Annotated in this window: 18 protein-coding genes and 1 pseudogene; 11 read left to right on the top strand and 8 right to left on the bottom strand. The window is 60.9% G+C overall.

The window, feature by feature from the left end:
* Nucleotides 1-63: 63 nt before the first annotated feature.
* On the bottom strand, nt 64-723 hold the full coding sequence (locus ACLD1Y_RS01110) for a glutathione S-transferase family protein (protein ID WP_429474680.1): 660 nt from the start codon (nt 721-723) through the stop codon (nt 64-66).
* A 127-nt stretch (nt 724-850) separates the two neighbouring features.
* Between ACLD1Y_RS01110 and ACLD1Y_RS01105 the strand changes: the two genes are divergently transcribed.
* From ACLD1Y_RS01105 to ACLD1Y_RS01095, 3 genes are all read left to right on the top strand, one after another.
* A complete protein-coding gene (locus ACLD1Y_RS01105) occupies nt 851-1,135 on the top strand; it encodes a hypothetical protein (RefSeq protein ID WP_135289356.1) in 285 nt (94 codons plus the stop codon).
* Nucleotides 1,136-1,231: 96 nt separating this feature from the next.
* Entirely contained in the window at nt 1,232-1,486 is a 255-nt protein-coding gene (locus ACLD1Y_RS01100) for a TIGR02647 family protein (protein ID WP_110620436.1), read from the top strand.
* Between the two features lie 169 nt (nt 1,487-1,655).
* Entirely contained in the window at nt 1,656-4,496 is a 2,841-nt protein-coding gene (locus ACLD1Y_RS01095; protein WP_429474678.1) for a class I adenylate cyclase, read from the top strand.
* Here the strand turns inward: ACLD1Y_RS01095 and rnk are convergent.
* From rnk to cyaY, 3 genes are all read right to left on the bottom strand, one after another.
* Nucleotides 4,493-4,906 (bottom strand): nucleoside diphosphate kinase regulator, encoded by a 414-nt coding sequence (rnk, locus tag ACLD1Y_RS01090; protein WP_429474676.1) that lies wholly within the window; start codon nt 4,904-4,906, stop codon nt 4,493-4,495. The two genes, ACLD1Y_RS01095 and rnk, sit on opposite strands and share 4 nt — an antisense overlap.
* Before the next feature lie 131 nt (nt 4,907-5,037).
* Nucleotides 5,038-5,256 carry a DUF1289 domain-containing protein gene (locus ACLD1Y_RS01085; protein WP_429474674.1) on the bottom strand — a complete coding sequence of 73 codons (219 nt, stop codon included), beginning with the start codon at nt 5,254-5,256 and terminating at the stop codon, nt 5,038-5,040.
* Nucleotides 5,257-5,258: 2 nt separating this feature from the next.
* The gene (gene cyaY / locus ACLD1Y_RS01080; protein ID WP_429474672.1) at nt 5,259-5,606 is read right to left on the bottom strand and encodes an iron donor protein CyaY; all 348 of its coding nucleotides are present in this window, start codon (nt 5,604-5,606) and stop codon (nt 5,259-5,261) included.
* A gap of 238 nt (nt 5,607-5,844) precedes the next feature.
* Here cyaY and lptM point away from each other — a divergent pair, with 238 nt between their 5' ends.
* Genes lptM through ACLD1Y_RS01050 form a run of 6 tightly spaced genes read left to right on the top strand, consistent with a single transcriptional unit; the run spans nt 5,845 to nt 10,427 of the window.
* Nucleotides 5,845-6,012, top strand: a complete 168-nt coding sequence (gene lptM / locus ACLD1Y_RS01075) for an LPS translocon maturation chaperone LptM (RefSeq protein ID WP_017845169.1) — start codon at nt 5,845-5,847, stop codon at nt 6,010-6,012.
* A 9-nt stretch (nt 6,013-6,021) separates the two neighbouring features.
* Complete coding sequence (lysA, locus tag ACLD1Y_RS01070) at nt 6,022-7,269, top strand: diaminopimelate decarboxylase (RefSeq protein WP_429474669.1); 1,248 nt, start codon at nt 6,022-6,024, stop codon at nt 7,267-7,269.
* 3 nt (nt 7,270-7,272) lie between these two features.
* Complete coding sequence (dapF, locus tag ACLD1Y_RS01065; protein WP_159956336.1) at nt 7,273-8,103, top strand: diaminopimelate epimerase; 831 nt, start codon at nt 7,273-7,275, stop codon at nt 8,101-8,103.
* 13 nt (nt 8,104-8,116) lie between these two features.
* Nucleotides 8,117-8,833 (top strand): DUF484 family protein, encoded by a 717-nt coding sequence (locus ACLD1Y_RS01060; protein WP_429474667.1) that lies wholly within the window; start codon nt 8,117-8,119, stop codon nt 8,831-8,833.
* A gap of 2 nt (nt 8,834-8,835) precedes the next feature.
* Nucleotides 8,836-9,735, top strand: a complete 900-nt coding sequence (gene xerC, locus ACLD1Y_RS01055) for a tyrosine recombinase XerC (RefSeq protein ID WP_429474666.1) — start codon at nt 8,836-8,838, stop codon at nt 9,733-9,735.
* Nucleotides 9,732-10,427, top strand: coding sequence for an HAD family hydrolase (locus tag ACLD1Y_RS01050; protein ID WP_429474664.1), 696 nt, complete (start codon nt 9,732-9,734; stop codon nt 10,425-10,427). The genes xerC and ACLD1Y_RS01050 overlap by 4 nt, the downstream gene beginning before the upstream one ends.
* A 101-nt stretch (nt 10,428-10,528) precedes the next feature.
* Here ACLD1Y_RS01050 and sutA read toward each other — a convergent pair whose 3' ends face one another.
* The 4 genes and pseudogenes from sutA to glnK form a co-directional block, all read right to left on the bottom strand.
* Entirely contained in the window at nt 10,529-10,855 is a 327-nt protein-coding gene (gene sutA / locus ACLD1Y_RS01045; protein WP_135289349.1) for a transcriptional regulator SutA, read from the bottom strand.
* A 103-nt stretch (nt 10,856-10,958) separates the two neighbouring features.
* Nucleotides 10,959-11,033 (bottom strand): annotated as a pseudogene (locus tag ACLD1Y_RS01040) (secondary thiamine-phosphate synthase enzyme YjbQ); the annotation flags it as partial.
* Between the two features lie 211 nt (nt 11,034-11,244).
* Complete coding sequence (locus ACLD1Y_RS01035) at nt 11,245-12,582, bottom strand: ammonium transporter (protein WP_135289348.1); 1,338 nt, start codon at nt 12,580-12,582, stop codon at nt 11,245-11,247.
* A 34-nt stretch (nt 12,583-12,616) separates the two neighbouring features.
* Complete coding sequence (gene glnK / locus ACLD1Y_RS01030; RefSeq protein ID WP_002555808.1) at nt 12,617-12,955, bottom strand: P-II family nitrogen regulator; 339 nt, start codon at nt 12,953-12,955, stop codon at nt 12,617-12,619.
* Between the two features lie 421 nt (nt 12,956-13,376).
* Between glnK and ACLD1Y_RS01025 the strand changes: the two genes are divergently transcribed.
* Both ACLD1Y_RS01025 and ACLD1Y_RS01020 read left to right on the top strand, forming a co-directional pair.
* Nucleotides 13,377-13,640, top strand: coding sequence for an accessory factor UbiK family protein (locus tag ACLD1Y_RS01025; protein WP_071488052.1), 264 nt, complete (start codon nt 13,377-13,379; stop codon nt 13,638-13,640).
* Between the two features lie 202 nt (nt 13,641-13,842).
* Nucleotides 13,843-15,339, top strand: a complete 1,497-nt coding sequence (locus tag ACLD1Y_RS01020; protein WP_429474661.1) for a YifB family Mg chelatase-like AAA ATPase — start codon at nt 13,843-13,845, stop codon at nt 15,337-15,339.

The following is a 15,339-nucleotide window of genomic DNA, read 5'->3' as shown; positions in this document are numbered from 1 at the left end:
CCAAAATATTGGGAGCGCTTCGCACTCCAGCGGGAGCAAGCTCCCTCGCCACAAAGGCGGTGCCTATTTCTTGGCAGCAATCATCGCCATAAACGCCGGCATCGCCGCTTCCCTGTCCGCCGCTACCTTCTGCGCGTTGGGCATGGCATGCAACTTCTCCAGCAACGCCTTGGCCGCTGGCATCTGCGCCAACAAATCCAACCCAAACAGCTTCTCGCCTACCCCACAGGCGAGGTTCACGCTGTACATGAAATACAGATCCGCCAGCGTAAAGCTCTCCCCCGCCACATAGGGTGCGAATTTGCCGTGTCGGCCCAACGCGCCAACCCCCAGCAACAACTCGGCCTTGGACTTGTCTTTGATCGCCTCCGGCACCGGCATGCCAAAGAACGCTTCGGCGAAGCAGGCACGGGCAGGCAGTTCGATATACAGCTCGATTTCCCGACACAGCGCCAGTACCTGGGCGCGCTGGAACGAGTCGGCCGGCAGCAGCGAAGGCCCTTCCTGGGTTTGCTCGATGTATTCAAGGATCACGCTGGTTTCGTTGATAAACCCCTGTTTCACGCCCAGTACCGGCACCTTGCCTCGCGGGCTCACAGCGAGGGCTTCTGGGGTCTGCCCGGCGTAAAAAGGCACCTCTTCGAAAGGCAGCCCCTTCTCCAGCAGTGCCAGTTTGACCATGTTGTAGTAGTTGCTGACCGAAAATCCGTAGAGCTTGAGCATTGCGTCTGCCTCCAGGCCGAGTGTGGGGTTGGCTGCAAGCGTTATAGCTCCCAGGGCCACGCCTTGCCAGCAGCATCACCTGCCTGAATGGGGGTAGACTGGCGCCCTTTCCCTTAAGGAGCCTGCCATGAGCGAGCCAACCGATATCGACAACGACGAAGAAGAGTTCGCCGAAAACACCCTGATCGAAGCCATCGAGAACCAGATCGAAAGCGAAAACCCGCCTGCCGCCAAGGCCACCTTCAACAAGCTGACCCTGGTCGGTTATGAGCGTGAAGAAATCCTGCAATTGATGGCCCACGTACTGGCCGTCGAGATTGACGCACTGCTGGAAGAAGACCGTGCGTTCAATACCGAATGGTATGAAACTGCACTGCGTGCCCTGCCGACATTGCCGCCCGAAAAACAATAAATCCAGTACGCGGCAACACACTGGACAGTTCGGCAAAGTGCGTTCACCTTATGGCCTGCTAGCCTCTAATAAATTCTTAGAAAGTCTGGAGTCCTTATGTCGTATACCCCTGAGTTGGTTGCCGAACTGGAAATCCTTGTACTCTTCCCATTGGACAGCACCAAGGAGGGTCTGAAAGTCCACCAGACCGCCGCTCCCGCTGCTATTGCCGCTGCCAAACGCCTCCACGCCAAAGGGCTTATCGACCAGCCGGACGGAGGCTATCTGACCAGCCTGGGTCGTGACGCTGCAGAGCAGGCCCAAACCCTGCTGACTATTCTTACGACTGCCAGCACCAAAGAAGCTGCCTGACACCTGATCCCGCCCATGGAGTCCGCCCAACGCGGATTCCGAGGGCGTTGCTGTGAACGGGTTAAAGTTCTGACGCCAAAAACCGATTACTTTCTAAACCACCTACGCTACTGGCTGTAAACTCCAACACGGCCGCCCACGTCGGGCCCTGCGCGCCACCGAGTCCGACATGACCCGCACCCACGAGATCCGCCCTGACCTGGACGAAGGCATCGACCGCAAGGTGCTGGCCCAACTGCGCGCGCGCTTCATGGCCCTCAATGACGGCCGCATGGCCCGCGCCATCGAAGGGCTGACGCCACGCCAGCAAAGCGTGCTGACCCTGCTGCCGCTGTTTTTCCACGTCAACCACCCGCTGTTGCCCGGCTATGTTTCCGGCAGTACCCCTGCCGGGCTGTCGAACTTCGAACCCGACCCCCAAGCCCTGGCCGAAGCCCAGCGCCTGACTCGCTCGTTCTCGTACAAGGCGCGCCATGGCAACCCGCCCCGGCCTATCCATGGCCTGTTCCTGATGGGCAGCCTCGGCACCCTGGCCCAGGCCGACCAGAGCGATATGGACGTGTGGGTCTGCCACGCGCCGGACCTTGGCGAAACCGAGTTGGCCGAACTGCGCAAAAAGTGCCAGTTGCTGGAAGCCTGGGCCCTGACCATGGGAGCCGAGGCGCACTTCTTTCTGATCGAGCCGACACGCTTTGTACTGGGCGAACGCGACACCCAACTCAGTTCCGACGACTGCGGCACCACCCAGCACTACCTGTTGCTGGATGAGTTCTACCGCACTGCCATCTGGCTCGCGGGGCGCACGCCGATCTGGTGGCTGGTGCCGGTGTATGAAGAAACCCGCTATGCCGAGTTCACCCACACACTGATCTCCAAGCGCTTTATCCGCGCCGATGAAACCCTCGACCTCGGCCACCTGGCGCGCATTCCCCCGGGGGAGTTCATCGGGGCCGGGCTGTGGCAACTGTTCAAGGGCATCGAGTCGCCCTACAAGTCGGTGCTCAAGCTGCTGCTGACCGAGGTCTACGCCAGCGAACACCCCAACGTGCATTGCCTGAGCCTGCGCTTCAAGCGGGCGGTGTTTGCCAACCAAATGGACCTGGACGAGCTGGACCCGTACATCGTGGTGTACCGCCGTATCGAGGAATATCTCAAGGCGCGCAACGAGCCGGAACGTCTGGAATTGGTGCGGCGGGCGCTGTACTTGAAGGTCAACCGCAAGCTCAGCGCCGGCCAGCGCAGCACCGGTTGGCAACGCTTGCTGCTGGAGCGCCTGGCCCATGAATGGGGCTGGGACACACGCCAACTGGCCCTGCTGGACAGCCGCAGCCAGTGGAAAGTGCGCCAAGTGGCTTCCGAGCGTCGCGCCCTGGTCAACGAGCTGAACTACAGCTATCGCTTCCTGACCCAGTTCGCCCGTACCGAACAGACCGTCAGCCTGATCAACAAGCGTGATCTCAATGTACTGGGCCGACGCTTGTATGCAGCCTTTGAGCGCAAGGCCGGCAAAGTCGAGTTCATCAACCCAGGCATCGCCCCGGACCTGGCCGAAGACACCCTGACCCTGGTGCAATCGCCCAACCGCAAGGAACCCGGCCAGCACTATTGGGGCCTGTACAACGGCAGCCTGACGGCCCAGGAATCGGAACACTTCGCGCCGATCAAACGCAGCCGCGACCTGCTGGAAATGCTCACCTGGTGCCATCGCAACGGCGTGATCGACAGCAGCACCCGCCTGGCCCTGCACCCGGGCGCCAGCGACATGACTGAGTTCGAGCTGTTCAACCTGTTGGGCAGCCTGCAACAGACCATCGCCCTGCCCCTGGCCAGCGTCGATGAAGAACGCCTGCTGCGCTCGGCAGTGCCCGAAGAAGTGTTGCTGCTGATCAACGTGGGCGTCGACCCGCTCAAGCATCACCGCGACCTGAATATCCTGATGACCACCGAGCGCACGGACTCCCTGAGTTACGCCGGTGTGCGCGACAACCTGGTGCTGACCCTGGACCAGGTCACCCTCAACAGCTGGAACGAGGTGATGGTCAGCCGCTACGACGGCCCCCACGCCCTGCTGGACTGCCTGCGCGACTACCTCAACCAGTTGCCGCCAGACCATCTTCCCCGGTTGCGAGTGCGCTGCTTTTGCCACAACCGTGCGCAGTTCATTGCCCAGCGCGTGGAAGAAATCTTCGACACTGCGCAGAACCTGCTGCTGGGCCAGTCCAATCACCGCTACCTGTTGCAGGTGCAGCAGCACTATCACGTGATGGAGTTGATACCCGGCCAAGCCACCCACGTTTCGCTTGCGACCCAGGACGCGCTAATCGCCTACCTCAGCGAAGAACTGGCCAGCTACAGCCCGCTGCACCTGGACGCGATGGCCCTGGAGGACCACGACCTGGCGCTGCTGCTGCCCATGGGCATGGCCAATTGCGTACAGGTGTTCTACCGGGTCAACGAAGGCTTCGCCGAGTTGTATGTACTCGATGAGTTCAACGCACTTTGGCAACAACGTCTGCCGTTTCATGACGAGCAGAGTTTGCTTGCGCCGTTGCAGCGCTTCCTGCAATCGATCATTTATCGCCGGGACGCGCTGTCACCGCTGGACCAACAGGAACCGCCGAGTGCAGTGCAAACGTTGTATTACCAACTGTTGCCGTCGGGCAGCGGTCGCGCACGCGGCATCGAGCCAAGGCCGGCGCCACAGAACCCGGCCAACAAGCCGTTCTATGACGTGCAGGCAATTATCGGCAAAGCCGCGCCGGGCCAAGTGGGCATAACCCTGTACTGCAATCAGCGGGAGTTTAGCGAGCTGGAATTCGGCGACCAGCTTTTTACCGTGGTCGCCCAAGAGATCGTCGGGCAGCGCCGAGAGACCGAACGCTACCGCTGCTACATCACCGACCTGGACCTGTCAGGCCTGCTCGGTGACGTGCACAGCCCGAGTAACCTGTACCTGCGCTACAAGGCGGAGCTTGAGCTGTCGCTCAACGAGGCGCTGAGCCACATTTAGAGAGGAAAGGCGCCGCCATCTTTAGGCTGGCCTTCAACGCTGAGCAATTCCAGCTTGAGGGTTTTGCCACCCGGTGCTGGCCAATCGATGTGCTGGCCCACTTGCAGACCGAGCAACGCGCTGCCCACCGGCGCCAGGATCGAGATCTTGCCTTCATCGGCATTCGCGTGTTTCGGGTAGACCAGAGTCAGATGGTAGTCCTTGCCACTGCCTTGCTCGCGACAATGCACGCTGGAGTTCATGGTCACGACACCTGCCGGGACTTCATCGTGGCCAACCACGTCTTCGGCGCGGTCGAGTTCGGCTTGCAACGCTGCAACGCCGGGAGACTCATCGCCCAAGCGGTCGATCAATTGCTCCAGGCGCTGCACGTCAAGACGGGTGAGGATGATGGACGGTGCGGTGGTCATGATTCAGGCAGACTCCTTTTTTCTGCACAAAAAAGCAAAACCCCGCCAGAAAAAGGCGGGGTTCTCACGGGCCTCGATGAATTGAGGCGTAGCCGGACACTACCACAGCGTCACAAATAAACAAGACAGCCTCAGGCGCGGGCCCTGCGCTGCTCGGCCTGGGCGCAGATCACCCGGCGCCGTGCATCGTCGGCGGAGCGCCATTCGCGGATGTCTTCGACGTGCCGAAAGCAACCGAGGCAGACTTTCTGCTCATCCAGGCGACACAAACTGATACAAGGTGACGGCACTGCCGGGCTGACATTACTGAACAGTGGCTTGGGCGGGCGTACAGGTGCAGGCTGGCTCACGATCAGATCTCGTCCTGCCCCAACTCATCAAAGTCCAGGTCAGCGTCGGTATATTCACTGACCAGGCGCGCGAGCATTTCGCCCAACAGTTCTTCGCTCTTGTCGCACTGCCACTTGCCGCTTTCTTCGTCATAGTCGAAGTGCACGCCACCGGAGCGCGCTGCCAGCCACAGTTGGCGCAGAGGCTCCTGGCGGCTGAAGATCAGCTGTTGGCCGCTCTCGAATTTGACGGTCAGCACGCCGGCCGAGTTTTCCAGGTCCACGTCCAGGCCGCTGTCGTCGAAAATATCTTCCAGCGCCTGCTGGGTAGCATCCACCAAGTCGTGAAAACGGGCTTCGGTCAAACTCATTGTGGCAACCTCAAAAGTGTCTGGTTTTGCTCAAGCGCCGCACGATACGGGCGAGCCCCGCCGATTGCAAAGGATACCGATTTCATCGCGATTGACGGTACGAAATATCCCCAGCCAGCGTAGCCCGCTTCCATGCCTTCTCGGCAAAGCCCCGCTGGACGGGTATTTCGGCGCATAGGCAAGCTGGCAGGTGGTCGGTATACTCGGGCGCAATTAATGCATATTCAAGGATTTCGCCATGAAGCGCCTGATCTCTTCCCTTGCTGCGCTCGTCGCGGTCGCCTGCCTCGTGAGTGCCTGTGGTCAAAAAGGCCCGCTGTACCTGCCCGATGACAGCAAAGACCCAAATGAACAGGCGCAATCGTCGCAAAAACCTGCCAAAGCGCATAAGCACGACACCTACTAAGGGAACCCCATGGACGCTTTTAACTACCGGGACGGCGAGCTGTTCGCGGAAGGCGTGGCGTTGTCCGCGATTGCCCAGCGCTTTGGTACCCCGACCTATGTGTACTCCCGTGCGCACATCGAAGCCCAATACCGCAGCTTTGCCGACGCGCTGGAAGGCACGCCGAGCCTGGTGTGCTACGCGGTCAAGGCCAACTCCAACCTGGGTGTACTGAATGTCCTGGCGCGCTTGGGCGCTGGTTTCGACATCGTGTCCCGTGGCGAGCTGGAACGTGTACTGGCCGCCGGCGGCCAGGCTGACAAAATCGTGTTCTCTGGCGTCGGCAAAAGCCGCGAAGACATGCGCCGCGCCCTGGAAGTCGGCGTGCATTGCTTCAACGTCGAATCCACCGACGAGCTGGAACGCCTGCAAGTGGTTGCCGCCGAGATGGGTGTTCGCGCGCCGATCTCCCTGCGCGTCAACCCGGATGTCGATGCCGGCACCCACCCGTACATTTCCACCGGTCTCAAAGAAAACAAGTTCGGCATCGCCATTTCCGACGCCGAAGACGTGTACATCCGCGCCGCCCAACTGCCGAACCTGGAAGTACTGGGCGTCGATTGCCATATCGGCTCGCAACTGACCACCCTGCCGCCGTTCCTCGATGCCCTCGACCGCCTGCTGGCGCTGATCGACCGCCTCGGCGAATGCGGCATCTACCTGCACCACATCGATCTCGGTGGTGGCGTGGGCGTGCGTTATCGCGATGAAGAGCCGCCGCAGATCGCTGACTACATCAAAGCCGTGCGCGAACGTATCGAAGGCCGTGGCCTGGCGCTGATGTTCGAGCCGGGGCGTTATATCGTCGCCAACGCCGGCGTGCTGCTGACCCAGGTCGAGTACCTCAAGCACACCGAGCACAAGGATTTCGCCATCGTCGACGCGGCGATGAACGACCTGATCCGCCCGGCCCTGTACCAGGCCTGGATGAACGTCACCGCCGTAACGCCTCGTGATAGCGAAGCGCGCGCCTATGACATCGTCGGTCCGATCTGCGAGACCGGCGACTTCCTGGCCAAGGATCGCCAGTTGGCCCTGGAAGAAGGCGACCTGCTGGCCGTGCATTCGGCCGGTGCCTACGGGTTTGTCATGAGCTCCAACTACAACACCCGCGGCCGTACCGCCGAGGTGCTGGTGGACGGTGATCAAGCGTTTGAAGTGCGTCGCCGCGAGACGGTAGCCGAGTTGTATGCTGGCGAAAGCCTGCTGCCGGAGTAAGCCATGCTGCTGCGTTTTACCAAGATGCACGGGCTGGGCAATGATTTCATGGTCCTCGACCTGGTCAGCCAGCACGCGCACATCCTGCCCAAGCACGCCAAACAATGGGGCGACCGGCACACCGGTATTGGTTTCGACCAGTTGCTGATTGTTGAAGCGCCGAGCAACCCGGAAGTGGATTTCCGTTATCGGATCTTCAACTCCGACGGCTCCGAAGTGGAACAGTGCGGCAACGGTGCACGCTGCTTTGCGCGCTTTGTGCTGGACAAGCGCCTGACCGCCAAGCGGCAGATTCGTGTCGAGACCAAGAGCGGCGTGATCGAGCTGGACATCCGCAATGACGGCCAGATCAGCGTCAACATGGGCGCGCCTCGCCTGGTGCCGGCGGACATTCCGTTTCAGGCCACCGAGCAGGCGACCAGCTACGCAGTTGACGTTGATGGCCAGGTCGTCGACCTCGCAGCCGTGTCCATGGGCAACCCCCATGCGGTGCTTCGGGTAACCGATATCAACAACGCGCCCGTACATGAACTGGGGCCGAAGATCGAACACCACCCGCGCTTTCCGGCACGGGTCAACGTGGGTTTCCTGCAGGTGATCGACCGTTCTCGCGCGCAATTGCGCGTATGGGAACGCGGCGCCGGCGAGACCCAGGCTTGCGGCACCGGTGCTTGCGCCGCTGCCGTGGCCGCGATCAGCCAGGGGTGGATGGATTCGCCGCTGTTGATCGACCTGCCTGGTGGACGCCTGTCCATCGAATGGGCAGGCCCTGGCCACCCGGTGCTGATGACCGGGCCGGCCTCGCGTGTATACGAAGGACAGGTCCGTCTATGAGTGAGCCCAGCTAATGACCGATAAGCCTCAAGTACCCGCACAAGCATCCCCAAGCGACAGTCTGGAGGCCGCTGCCGTCGCGGCGTACCTTGAGGCTAATCCGGACTTCTTCGTCGAACACGAAGAACTGCTGCCGGCCCTGCGCATCCCCCACCAGCGCGGCGATACCGTGTCGCTGGTGGAGCGACAGATGAAAATCCTGCGCGAGCGCAATATCGAAATGCGCCACAAGCTCTCGCACTTGATGGACGTGGCTCGTGACAACGACCGCCTGTTCGACAAGACCCGGCGCCTGATCCTGGCCCTGATGGATGCCAACAGCCTGGAAGAAACGGTGATCGCCGTGGAAGACAGCCTGCGCCAGGATTTCCAGGTGCCGTTTGTGAGCCTGATCCTGTTCAGCGACAACCCGATGCCGGTAGGACGCTGGGTCAGCGGCAGCGAAGCGCAGACAGCCATTGGCGGCCTGCTATCCGAAGGCAAGACCATCAGCGGCACCCTGCGCGAGCATGAACTGGACTTCCTGTTTGGCGCAGAACAACGCAAGCAGATCGGCTCCACCGCCGTGGTCGCCCTCAGCCACCAAGGCCTGCATGGCGTGCTGGCCATCGCCAGTCGCGACCCTGCGCATTATAAAAGTTCGGTCGGTACGCTGTTCCTGACCTACATCGCCGAAGTACTGGGCCGCGTGCTGCCACGCTTCACCACCGCCCTGCGCGCGGTGCGCTAGCCATGGAACGGCAACTGGACGCTTATTGCGCTCACCTGCGCAACGAGCGCCAAGTGTCGCCCCATACGCTGGAAGCCTACCGGCGGGACCTGAACAAGGTCCTGGCGTATTGCGCAAAACAACAGATCAACAGCTGGAAGGCCCTGGATATCCAAAGCCTGCGCAGCCTGGTCGCACGCCTGCACCAGGCGGGCCAGTCCTCACGCAGCCTGTCACGCCTGCTGTCAGCGGTGCGCGGCCTCTATCACTACCTGAACCGTGAAGGCCTGTGCGACCACGACCCGGCCAATGGCCTGTCCCCGCCCAAGGGCGAGCGGCGCCTGCCCAAGACCCTGGACACCGACCGCGCCCTGCAACTGCTGGATGGCGCGGTCGAGGACGATTTCCTAGCCCATCGCGACCAGGCGATTCTTGAGCTGTTCTATTCCTCGGGCCTGCGCCTGTCTGAGCTGACCGGCTTGAATCTGGACCAGTTGGACCTGGCGGACGGCCTGGTGCAAGTGCTCGGCAAAGGCAGCAAGACCCGCGTACTGCCGGTGGGCCGCAAAGCCCGCGAAGCCTTGCAGCTGTGGTTGCCACTGCGTCTTTTGACCAACCCGGTGGACGATGCGGTGTTTGTCAGCCAGCAAGGCCGGCGCCTCGGGCCACGGGCGATACAGGTACGGGTCAAGGCAGCCGGCGAGCGCGAACTGGGGCAAAACCTGCACCCGCATATGCTGCGGCACTCCTTTGCCAGCCATATGCTGGAGTCCTCCCAGGACTTGCGCGCCGTGCAAGAGCTGCTCGGCCACTCGGATATCAAGACCACCCAGATCTACACCCATCTGGACTTCCAACACCTGGCAACGGTGTACGACAGCGCCCATCCACGGGCCAAACGCATCAAGGGCGGCGACTCATGAGTATCAAGCTGATCACCTTCGACCTGGACGACACCCTCTGGGACAACGTACCCGTCATCATCAGCGCCGAAGCGTCGATGCGTGAATGGCTGACGGTTAACGCCGCCAAAGTCGGCGACTTGCCGTTGGAGCATTTCGCCAGCCTGCGCCAAAAAGTGCTGGAGCATCATCCCGAACTCAAGCATCGCATCAGCCTCTTGCGCCACCGGGTGCTGATCCACGCCTTTGAAGAGGCCGGTTATCCACAGCCCGAAGCCACGGAGATGGCGGATGTGTGCTTTGAAGCCTTCATTCATGCGCGGCACCAGCTCACTCCATTTCCCGAAGCCGAGCCGATGCTTCAAGCGCTGCGCCAGCACTTTTTGCTGGGCGTAATCACCAACGGCAATGCCGATGTGCAGCGCGTTGGCTTGGCGCACTACTTCCACTTTGCCTTGCGTGCCGAGGATATTGGCATCGCCAAACCGGATTCACGACTGTTCCAGGAGGCGTTGCAGCGCGGTGGGGTGGGTGCGAGTGCGGCGGTGCATGTGGGTGATCATCCAGGCGATGACATTGCCGGTGCGCAGCAGGCGGGGTTGCGGGCGGTGTGGTTTAACCCGATGGGCAAGGTGTGGGAAGGGGATAAGCGGCCGGATGCGCAGGTTCGTAGCCTGACTGAACTCCCTGCACTGCTCAAAAGCTGGAATTAACACCGCGCCCACATGGAACCGTGCAACACCTTAAGTTTTATTCCAGGCATGAAAAAACCCGCAGCGACGGCGGGCTTTTTCTTACAAGCAGATGGCTGACCTCAGATAGGTCGGCTGCCGTACTTGTTATCCGGCTTCTTCGGTGGATCTGCCACCACGTTGGCCTCGACTTCCTGCACTTTGCCGCCTTTAGCGAGGAATTCTTCCATCGCTCGGGCCAGGGCATCACGCTCTTTGTTCTTGGCTTCAACGCTTGGCAGTTCGTCTACCGACACCGCAGCCTTGGCTTTGCCTTTGGCCGTCGGCGCAGGTGCATCATCGCCACCATCGTCGTCAGCAACGTCTTCCGCCGCCGCTTCAAGACCTTCTTCGGTGTCGTCTTCGTCACCTACTTCGAGTTCGTCGTTTTCCAGATCATCGTCGCTCATGTTCTACCTCATGACTTGCGAAAAGCAGATTAGTTATAGCCCAGCTTCGCCAACTGTCGAAGGCTGCTGGAAAAAAATCAACATCCACTGGATAACCAGTGGCTTATGCCCCATCACCGTGCAAGGTGGAGAGGACTTTGCGAGCACCGCCATGATCACGGTGCTCGCCTGGATAAATACAGTTCTACGCCCATCGGCGCGCATTCTAGCGCGCTCAGGGAAAAAACAAAGTGTCGAATACGCCTACATGCCTGTAAGACATTCGCAGGGTGAAAAGTACCCCGCGCATCCCAGCACAATCTCCTGGGAAAAACCGTTACAGCTTTCTGGGACTGACAAACACCAGACAAAAAAATGCCCGGCAAGCCGGGCAATTTTTTTATGCGTACTTACAAGTTGTAGCCGCGTTCGTTGTGTTGCGCCAGGTCGAGGCCGACAGCCTCTTCCTCTTCGGTTACCCGCAGGCCCATGACCATGTCGAGTACCTTGAGGATGATGTAGGTCACCACCGCCGTGTAGATCACGGTGAAGCCAACGCCTTTGCACTGGATCCAGACCTGTGCAGCCACGTCAGTCACGGTGCCGAAGCCCCCCAGAGCAGGTGCCGCGAACACACCGGTGAGGATCGCACCGACGATACCGCCGATACCGTGCACGCCGAATGCGTCCAGGGAGTCGTCGTAGCCCAGCTTGCGCTTGAGGCTGGTGGCGCAGAAGAAGCAGATCACACCGGCGACCAGGCCGATGACCAGGGCGCCCATCGGGCCCACGGTGCCAGCGGCTGGGGTGATTGCCACAAGGCCAGCCACCACACCGGAGGCAATGCCCAGGGCGCTTGGCTTACCGTGGGTGATCCACTCGGCGAACATCCAGCCCAGCGCCGCAGCAGCGGTAGCGATCTGGGTGACCAGCATCGCCATGCCGGCAGTGCCGTTGGCCGCAGCAGCGGAACCGGCGTTGAAGCCGAACCAGCCGATCCACAGCATGGCCGCACCGATCAGGGTGTAACCAAGGTTGTGCGGTGCCATTGGGGTGGTCGGGAAGCCTTTACGCTTGCCGAGCACGATGCACGCTACCAGGCCAGCCACACCGGCGTTGATGTGCACCACGGTGCCGCCGGCGAAGTCCAGCACGCCCCAGTCCCACATCAGGCCACCGTTGCCGCTCCAGACCATGTGCGCGATCGGCGCGTAAACCAGGGTGAACCAGATAGCCATGAAGATCAGCATCGCGGAGAACTTCATACGCTCAGCGAAAGCACCGACGATCAGCGCCGGGGTGATGATCGCGAAGGTCATCTGGAAGGTGATGAACACCGCCTCAGGGAACAACGCCGCAGGCCCAGTGATGCTGGCCGGGGTTACGCCCGCCAGGAACGCCTTGCCCATGCCGCCGAAGAAGGAATTGAAGTTGACCACACCCTGTTCCATACCGGTGGTATCGAACGCGATGCTGTAGCCGTAGACCACCCACAGGATGCTGATCAGGCCAGTGATGGCAAAGCACTGCATCATCACCGACAGAATATTTTTGGAGCGGACCATACCGCCGTAGAACAGCGCCAGACCTGGGATGGTCATGAACAGCACCAAAGCGGTGGCGGTCAGCATCCAGGCGGTGTCGCCGGAGTTGAGGACTGGAGCAGCCACTTCGTCTGCCGCCATGGCCAGGCTTGGCATTACGATGGACAACAGGGCTCCGAGCCCTGCGAATTTACGCAGAGTCATATTGTTTTCTCCTGGGGCGTTGGGGTTTGGCGGCTTAGATTGCGTCGGTATCGGTTTCGCCGGTACGGATGCGAATCGCCTGTTCCAGATTGACCACAAAGATCTTGCCGTCACCGATCTTGCCGGTGTTGGCGGCCTTGGTTATCGCCTCGATAACCCGATCAAGATCCTTGTCGTCAATGGCGACATCAATCTTCACCTTCGGCAGGAAATCGACTACGTATTCCGCGCCGCGATACAGCTCGGTGTGACCCTTCTGCCGACCGAAGCCTTTGACCTCAGTAACGGTAATGCCCTGCACGCCGATCTCGGACAACGACTCGCGTACATCGTCCAACTTGAACGGCTTGATGATGGCAGTGACTAGCTTCATGAAAACTCTCTCCCGAATTGGTGGACTTGCCCCAGGAAAACAAACCCGTCTCAAGTCTAAGCGCAGTGCCTGGCTTTGTAACGCGTCGTCGCAAAGGCAGTGCCGTTGCGACGCCAGCGAACCACTGGTGACGAAACCTGTACCCCTGATCCGTCGGCGCACTGCATTCGTCACAGCGACTGCATCAGTGCATGGGTCATGATCGTCTAAGCAGAAACCTTGCCAGCTCCGTAAAAATCACTGAAATCAGTCCTTTGCCCACTTTTGCCCAGCTACGGGGCTTTTTCGCGATGGCAATGCGCACAAAAACAGTGCGCACCCGCCTGGGCCATTGCGCGAAAAGCGTGCGCCCAAGGCCGTGAAAAAGACTATAGACGCTGCGTGATACACTGCCGGCCAACAGTTTTCCGGAATATTTCCCATGCTCGCGCCCAAAGACCTCCTCGACGCCCTGAGCGGCCACGCCTCTCGCCTGTTCAGCGGCGACACCCCGCTGCCCCGCAATGAAATCGAAAGCCAGTTCAAGGCATTGTTGCAAAGCGGCTTCAGCAAGCTCGACCTGGTGAGCCGGGAAGAGTTTGATAGCCAGATGGTGGTGTTGGCGCGCACGCGTGCGCGGTTGGAGAGCCTGGAAGCGAAAGTGGCCGAGCTGGAAGCACGACTCACGCCCCCCTCTGCTGAATAAACGCAGTCCATTGTGGGAGCGGGCTTGCTCGCGAATGCGGTGGGTCAGTCAATACATCCGGTGACTGACCCACCGCATTCGCGAGCAAGCCCGCTCCCACATCAGCTCTGCGTCGCGCTCTGGATACGTTCTGTAAAACCTCCACGCCGCGCTTTTCCCCGCCTCGCCTACCCTTGAAAAACCCCCTTTTCAAGGAACCTCCATGTCCCTCGCCATCGTCCACAGCCGCGCCCAGGTCGGCGTCGAAGCCCCTGCCGTCACCGTCGAAGTGCACATGGCCAATGGTCTACCGTCCCTGACCCTGGTGGGTTTGCCGGAGACCGCCGTCAAGGAAAGCAAGGACCGCGTACGCAGCGCCATCCTCAACTCCGCGCTGCAATACCCCGCCCGCCGCATCACCCTTAACCTGGCGCCCGCCGACCTGCCCAAGGACGGCGGGCGCTTTGACTTGGCGATTGCGCTGGGGATTTTGGCGGCCAGTGTGCAGGTGCCAGCGCTGATGCTCGATGACGTGGAATGCCTGGGCGAACTGGCGTTATCCGGGGAGGTGCGTGCGATCAAAGGCGTGTTGCCGGCGGCCTTGGCGGCGCGCAAGGCCGGGCGCACGGTGATAGTGCCCAGGGCCAATGCCGAAGAAGCGTGCCTGGCGTCGGGTTTGAAAGTGATTGCGGTAGATCACTTGCTGCAGGTGGTGGCGCACCTGAATGGGCACCAACCCATCGAACCCTACAAATCCGATGGCCTGCTGTATTTGAACAAGCCTTACCCGGACTTGAGCGAAGTCCAAGGCCAACTCGCCGCCAAGCGCGCTTTGTTGATTGCGGCCGCTGGCGCCCACAATTTGCTTTTCAGCGGGCCTCCCGGCACCGGCAAGACCTTGCTCGCCAGCCGCCTTCCCGGCCTTTTGCCGCCGCTGAGCGAGCAGGAGGCGTTGGAAGTGGCGGCCATTCAATCAGTGGTCAGCCTGGCGCCGCTGAGCCATTGGCCCCATCGGCCATTTCGCCAGCCGCACCATTCAGCGTCAGGGCCTGCTTTGGTGGGCGGCGGGTCCAAGCCGCAGCCAGGGGAAATCACCCTGGCCCATCACGGCGTGCTGTTTCTGGACGAGTTACCGGAGTTTGATCGCAAGGTGCTGGAGGTTTTACGTGAGCCCTTGGAGTCGGGACATATCGTGATCTCCCGTGCTCGCGACCGAGTAAGTTTCCCGGCGCGCTTTCAACTGGTGGCGGCGATGAACCCCTGCCCTTGTGGCTACATGGGCGAGCCCAGCGGGCGTTGTCGCTGCACCCCAGAACAAATCCAGCGCTATCGCAACAAACTGTCCGGACCACTGTTGGACCGGATCGACCTGCACCTGACGGTCGCGCGGGAAAGCACTGCGCTGAATCCAACACCACAGGTCGGCGATGATACGGCGAGCGCGTCAAGGCAAGTGGCTGAAGCCCGTGAACGTCAGCAGCAGCGCCAGGGCTGTGCCAATGCGTTCCTAGACTTGCCGGGGTTACGCGAGCATTGCAGGCTGCCGAAAGTCGATGAAAGCTGGCTAGAGACCGCCTGCGAACGGCTGACGCTATCGCTACGGGCGGCGCACCGCTTGCTCAAGGTGGCGCGCACCCTGGCAGATCTGGAGCAAACGGAAGCAATTGCTCGCCACCATCTGCAAGAGGCCCTGCAGTACCGGCCAGCGGCGATTACTTAA

The organism is Pseudomonas sp. 18175 (assembly GCF_050432925.1).
Taxonomy (GTDB): domain Bacteria; phylum Pseudomonadota; class Gammaproteobacteria; order Pseudomonadales; family Pseudomonadaceae; genus Aquipseudomonas.
Note: the sequence above shows the minus strand (reverse complement) of the source record. Positions and strands in the feature narration are given on the sequence as shown.